The following is a 6,250-nucleotide window of genomic DNA, read 5'->3' as shown; positions in this document are numbered from 1 at the left end:
AACCCGGAAGCTAAGCCTTACAGCGCCGATGGTACTGCAGGGGGGACCCTGTGGGAGAGTAGGACGCCGCCGAACAATCATTGCGAGAAAACCCCGCACCGGGAACGGTGCGGGGTTTTCTGCGTTTACTGGCGCGTTTACTGTCTTTGTATGCGCTACGACCTGGTTATCTTCGACAACGACGGCGTCCTCGTCGACAGCGAGCCGATCTCCAACCGGCACCTGGCCGGCTACCTGACCGAGCTGGGGCACCCGACGTCGTACGACGACTCTCTTCGGGACTACATGGGTGGGGCGATGCACCGGGTGCACGACCTCGTCCTGGAGCGGACGGGGCGGCGGCTGCCCGAGGACTTCGACGACGTCTTCCACAGGCGGGTGTTCGCCGCCTTCGAACGGGAGCTGGAGCCGGTGTCCGGGGTGATCGGCGTGCTGGAGAAGCTCGCGGCGGACGGGGTGGCGTACTGCGTCGCCTCCTCCGGGAGTCACGAGCGGATTCGGGTGGGGCACCGGAAGACCGGGCTGGACCGGTTGTTCGACGACGAGCGGATCTTCAGTTCCCAGGACGTGGGGCGGGGGAAGCCGGCCCCCGATCTGTTCCTGCACGCGGCCGAGCGGATGGGCGTCGCGCCCGAGCGGTGCGTCGTGATCGAGGACAGCCCGCTCGGAGTGCGGGCAGCCGTCGCGGCCGGGATGGACGTGTACGGGTTCACCGCGATGACACCGGCCGCGAGGCTCGCTGGGGCCACCCGTCTCTTCGGCGACATGGGGGAGTTGGCCGACCTGCTCGTGCAGGGCACGCCCCGAAGCTGAGCGGAATTCATCTTCGGCCGGATCTATCCAGGGGTAGGCCGGGGTCCTACGCTCGCCGCCATGACTGATGTGCTGCGGCGCGGCAGGGTCTCGTTGGCGTTCGGGTTCTTCGCCCAGGGCGTCGCCTTCGCTCTGCTGGTGACGCGCATCCCGGCCATCCAGGACCGGTACGGCGTCTCCGACGCGTTGCTGCCCGTCTTCCTGGCCGCCGTACCGGTCCTGGCCGGCGTCGGGAGTGTGGCGACCGGGCGTCTGGTGCGGAGGGTGCGGCCGAGTCGGCTGCTGCGTTGGTCCCAGCCCGTGGTGCTCCTGGCGCTGCTCGGAGTCGGAGCGGGGGACCGGGTGGCGGTGCTGGCCGTCGCGCTGGCCGCCTTCGGGCTGGCCGTGGGCGCGCTGGACGCGTCGATGAACATGCTCGGGGTGAGCCTGCAGCGGTCGTACGGGCGCAGCATCATGCTGGGGTTTCACGCGACGTACAGCCTGGGCGGGATTCTGGGGGCCTCGCTGGCGTGGGTGGGGGCGCACTGGGACCTGGCGTTGTGGGTGCTGTATCTGCCGGTCGTGGTGGTGCTGTTGCCAGCCGCGCTGGTGGGAAGCCGGTGGTACGTCGACGGGGATGGCGGGGGCAGGGCTGGTGGGGCGGCCGGGGCTGAGGGGCCGCGGGAGGCGTTGGGCGCGGGCGTCGGGTTGAAGGTGTTGTTGCCGCTGTGCCTGGTGATGACGTTCGCGTACATCGGGGACTCGACCGTCTCCAACTGGAGCGCGAAGTATCTGCAGGACGTGCTGGGGGGTTCGGAGCAGCTGGCCACCGTGCCGTACAACGTGTACATGGTGACCACGCTGGTGGGGCGGGCCGTCGGGGACCTCGGGGTGCGGCGGTTCGGGGCCGTGGCGGTGGTGCGGGGCGGAGCTGTTGTCGCGGCGGGTGGGTTCGCCGTGGTGGCGGGGGCGCCGGGGGCGTGGGTGGGGATGCTCGGGTTCACCCTGCTCGGGCTGGGGTTGTGTGTGCTGGTGCCGCAGACGTTCGCGGCGGCCGGGCGGCTCGCCGCCGAGCGGGACGGCCGTCCCGGGGCGTCCGATGCCGCGGTGGCGCGGCTCAATGTCTTCAACTACGTGGGGTTCCTGATCGGTTCGCCCTTGGTGGGGGCGCTCGGGGATGCCTGGAGCTATCGCGGGGCCATGCTCGTACCGATGGTGTTGGTGCTGGTGACGGTCGTGTACGCCAGGTCGTTCGAGGCCGAAGCGGACCGATACGGTGGCGGGCATGAGCGGCCGCGCACAGCTGATGTGGGACGAGGCAGTAACGGGCTATGACTTCGGTCCGGAGCATCCGATGGATCCGGTCCGGCTCGCCCTGACGCGACGACTGGTCGGTGCCCTGGGGCTCGACCGGGAGCTGGAGGTCGTCGCGGCGCGGCCGGCCGGGGAGTCGACGCTGCGGCTCGTCCACCGGGAGGACTACATCGACGCGGTGAAGGCGGCGTCGGTGGATCCGGGGGCGGCGGACGGGTCGTACGGGCTGGGGACGATCGACGATCCGGCGTTCGCGGGGATGCACGAGGTGTCCGCGCTGATCGCCGGGCAGTCGGTCGGGGCGGCGGAGGCGGTGTGGCGGGGGGACGCGCCGCACGCGGTGAACTTCTCCGGCGGGCTGCATCACGCGATGCCGGGCGCGGCTTCGGGATTCTGCGTGTACAACGACGCGGCGCTGGCGATCGCCCGGCTGTTGGAGCTGGGGGCCGAGCGGGTCGCGTACGTGGATGTGGACGTGCATCACGGGGACGGGGTGCAGGCGGCGTTCTGGGAGGACCCGCGGGTTCTGACGGTCTCGCTGCACGAGCATCCGGCGACGCTGTTCCCGCAGACCGGGTGGCCGCAGGAGACCGGGGCGGACTGTGCGGAGGGGTCGGCGGTGAACGTCGCGCTGCCGGCGGGGACCGGGGACGCGGGGTGGCTGCGGGCGTTCCACGCGGTGGTGCCGGAGGTGATCGCGGACTTCCGGCCGCAGGTACTGGTGACGCAGCACGGGGCGGACACGCACTTCGAGGACCCGCTCGCCCATCTGGCGGTGTCGCTGGACGCGCAGCGGGCGGTGCAGGTGGCGTGCCATGAGCTGGCGCACGAGTACGCCGGGGGGCGGTGGGTGGCGCTGGGGGGTGGCGGATACGCCGTGGTGGATGTGGTGCCGCGGTCGTGGACCCATCTGGTGGGGATCGCGGCGGGACGGCCGGTGGAGCCGGAGACGGTGATTCCGGAGGGGTGGCGGCAGGAGGTGTTCGCGCGGACGCGGCAGCTGGGGCCGATGCGGATGACCGATGGGCGGTGGCCGGTGGGGTGGGCGTCGTGGGAGGCGGGGTACGACCCCGCGGATCGGTTGGACCAGGCGGTGGTGGCGGCTCGGCGGGCGGTGTTTCCGTTGCGGGGGCTTTTGGCTTGACGGGGCGGGGCGGGGCGGGGCGCTGGGTGGTCTGGGGGGTGGCGGTGGCCCGGCGTCTGTAGGTGGCCCGGCGTCTGTGCGGGCCGGGGGTGGGGTGCGCGGCCCGGCGCTTACGGGGTGCCTCCCCCACTCTCGGCTTCGCTCGAGCGGGAGGTGCCCCCACCGCCCACCCGTGCCGCCCTGGGGGTACCTCCCAGGCCGTTCAGGCACTGGGGGAGGCACGATTGCCCGCAGCTGGGCGTGCTGGTGCGCGCGCACGACTGCTCGCGGCTGTGCTCGCAGGCGGGGTGTTACGCCGGTCGTGGGTTTGTTTGTGCGTTCCTTGCCTTGGGGGGAGGGGGAGGCGGGAGCATCGGGGGTGTGCTGACCTCTGGGGCTCTTCGGGCTCATCTTCTGGACGTTCGTCTCGCCGGGGTCGTGGCGACTTCCCGGGAGGTGAGTCTGCGGAGCTACCGGCTGTTCGCCGCCCGGGACCCGCGGGTGCTGATCGGGATCGATCCGGAGGGGGAGTGGGGGCAGCGGGAACTGCTCGGGTTGATGGCGGAGAGGTGCGGGGTCTCGGCCGATCCGGACGACACCTCGGGCCAGGACGTCATCGATCCGGAGAGGACGCTGGCGGCCCTGGACGCCTTCGCCGGGCGGCTCGCCGCGGTAGCTCAGCGTCGCGGGCCGGTGCTTCTCGGCACCGGACATCCGCACCGACTGCTCGGTTTCTACGCCGCCTTGGCCGAGGCGCTGTCGGCGGCGGGATGTGCTGTCATCACCCCGGCGCAGGGTCACCGTGTCGACATAACGACCCGGTTCGGTCTACGCACGTACAACCTCGACTACGTCCGGGGAGTCGCGTTGGTGCGGGAACCCGGCGCCGGGTGCGCCGGTGGTGAGCCCGGCGCGCACACGCATTCGCCGCTCCCGGTTCGTACCGCGCTGGCCGCCGCGGCCGAGGCCGGCGGGCCGCTTCCCGAGCTGGTGATCGGCGACCACGGATGGGTCTGCGGAGCAGGTCAGCTGGGGTTCGAGGCCATCGGGCCGGCCGATACGGACGATCCCGCGCTCTTCGTCGGGGAGGCAGAGGGGTGCGTGTCCGTCGTCGTTCCACTTGATGACGCTGTGCGGTCTGAGTACTACCGGCCGCTTACCCGCTACGTACTCAATCGGGCGTGTCTGTCACGGTAGGGAAGCGATGGGTGCACCTCTTCCCCATTCGCATCACCCGCCCCTACATTGGGGAGTGAGCACGCAGCGACGAAGAGTCACCGGAAGGGGAAGCCGGTGCCCGTCGAGTGCGGAAGGTTCAGGTGTGTCATGGCTGCAGCTGGCGAAAGGCCTCTGAACGAGGTTCAGTTCCTAACCGTGGCGGAGGTCGCCTCGGTGATGCGCGTGTCCAAGATGACCGTGTACCGGTTGGTGCACAGCGGTCATCTGCCCGCGATCCGGGTGGGACGGTCGTTCCGCGTCCCGGAGCAAGCGGTTCACGAGTACCTCCGCGAGAGCTACGTGGGGGTGGAAACGGCCTGACGGCCTCGATTACGAGCTCAGCGCTCGGGCGGGTTAGGCTGGCCCCTCGTAGGTCGTGTGGGCCCATGGCGCCCAGCAACCGAGTGATGAGAAGTGAGCGAGGGTAGTCGTGGGCTCTGTTATCAAGAAGCGGCGCAAGCGGATGGCCAAGAAGAAGCACCGCAAGCTGCTGAAGCGCACGCGCGTTCAGCGTCGCAACAAGAAGTAGGCGACGCCGCGCCGTCAGCGTGTCCTGTGGCCCCCCACCGTATTCGGTGGGGGGCCACAGTCGTACCGGCGACGCGGGTGCGCGGCGCGACCGCGAATTCCCGTCACTTGCTGCATCCGGCGGTCATCACAGCGCAACACCGACCGGCTAAGTTGGCCCGCAGGCGGGGAACGCGGCAGGGTAGGCGGTAGGGCGGAAGGAAGGCGCTGATCTTGGGCAAGGTCGTGCTCGTGACCGGAGTGGCCCGTCAGCTGGGGGGCCGGTTCGTACGGCGTATCCAGCGTGACCCCGACGTGGACCGGGTCGTCGGTGTGGACGCCGTCGCGCCGGAGCACCATCTGGGCGGTGCCGATTTCGTCCAGGCGGACATCCGGCAGTCGGCCATCGGGCGGGTGCTCGCCGAGACGGGCGCCGACACGGTCGTCCACATGGACGTCACGGGCACGCCGCTGGGCAGTGGCAGCCGGACGTCGGTCAAGGAGACCAACGTCATCGGCACGATGCAGTTGCTCGGTGCCTGTCAGAAGTCGCCGACCGTGCGGCGGCTCGTGGTGAAGTCCAGTACGAACGTCTACGGGTCCGCGCCGCGCGACCCGGCTGTCTGCACCGAGACGACCGCGCCCAAGTCGCTGCCGAGCGGTGGCTTCGCCAAGGACGCGGTCGAGGTCGAGGGGTACGTGCGGGGATTCGCGCGCCGTCGGCCCGACGTCGCGGTGACCGTGCTGCGGTTCGCCAACATCCTGGGCCCGGGGGCGGAGACGCCGCTCGCCTCGTACTTGGGGCTGCCGGTGCTGCCGACGGTGTTCGGCTACGACCCGCGGCTGCAGTTCGTGCACGAGGACGACGTGATCGAGGTGCTGCGTCTCTCCTCGCACGAGCCGCGGCGGGGCACGCTGAACAGCGGCACCTTCAACATCGCCGGCGACGGCGTCCTGCTGCTCTCCCAGTGCTCGCGCCGGCTGGGCCGCCCCACGGTGCCGCTGCTGCTGCCCGCGGTCACCTGGGCGGGCTCGCTCGTGCGTACGCTGGGGATGACGGACTTCTCCCCCGAGCAGATCCGGCTGCTCACCCACGGGCGGGTGGTGGACACCACGCAGATGCGCGAGACCCTGGGTTTCCGGCCGAAGTACACGACAGCCCAGGCGTTCGCGGACTTCGCGCGCGGCCGTGGTGCCGGACTGCTGCCGCCCGAGGTCCTCGCGGGGGCCGTCGACCGGATCGCGGAGCTGTCCCTGCGGGGCAGTGGCCACCTCCCGACGCAGAGCGCCAACTGA

The 6,250-nt window shown here is 70.8% G+C and carries 7 protein-coding genes and 1 rRNA gene; all 8 read left to right on the top strand.

What is annotated here, in order from left to right:
- A 5S ribosomal RNA gene (rrf, locus tag QC283_RS30875) occupies positions 1–75 on the top strand; the annotation flags it as partial.
- Positions 76–150: 75 nt separating this feature from the next.
- Entirely contained in the window at positions 151–813 is a 663-nt protein-coding gene (locus QC283_RS30870; RefSeq protein WP_279565027.1) for an HAD family hydrolase, read from the top strand.
- 60 nt (positions 814–873) lie between these two features.
- Positions 874–2,127, top strand: coding sequence for an MFS transporter (locus tag QC283_RS30865; protein WP_279565026.1), 1,254 nt, complete (start codon positions 874–876; stop codon positions 2,125–2,127).
- Positions 2,078–3,250: an acetoin utilization protein AcuC gene (locus tag QC283_RS30860; RefSeq protein ID WP_279565025.1), complete on the top strand. Its 1,173-nt coding sequence runs from the start codon at positions 2,078–2,080 to the stop codon at positions 3,248–3,250. The genes QC283_RS30865 and QC283_RS30860 overlap by 50 nt, the downstream gene beginning before the upstream one ends.
- A gap of 360 nt (positions 3,251–3,610) precedes the next feature.
- Positions 3,611–4,426, top strand: coding sequence for a phosphatase (locus QC283_RS30855; protein ID WP_279565032.1), 816 nt, complete (start codon positions 3,611–3,613; stop codon positions 4,424–4,426).
- Between the two features lie 129 nt (positions 4,427–4,555).
- Positions 4,556–4,768 (top strand): helix-turn-helix domain-containing protein, encoded by a 213-nt coding sequence (locus tag QC283_RS30850; RefSeq protein ID WP_004984898.1) that lies wholly within the window; start codon positions 4,556–4,558, stop codon positions 4,766–4,768.
- Positions 4,769–4,877: 109 nt separating this feature from the next.
- Entirely contained in the window at positions 4,878–4,976 is a 99-nt protein-coding gene (locus QC283_RS30845; protein ID WP_003948845.1) for a 30S ribosomal protein bS22, read from the top strand.
- A 212-nt stretch (positions 4,977–5,188) separates the two neighbouring features.
- On the top strand, positions 5,189–6,250 hold the full coding sequence (locus tag QC283_RS30840; RefSeq protein ID WP_279565024.1) for an NAD-dependent epimerase/dehydratase family protein: 1,062 nt from the start codon (positions 5,189–5,191) through the stop codon (positions 6,248–6,250).

The organism is Streptomyces sp. DH41 (assembly GCF_029813785.1).
Taxonomy (GTDB): Bacteria; Actinomycetota; Actinomycetes; order Streptomycetales; family Streptomycetaceae; genus Streptomyces.
This window is presented reverse-complemented; position numbering and strand designations above follow the sequence as displayed.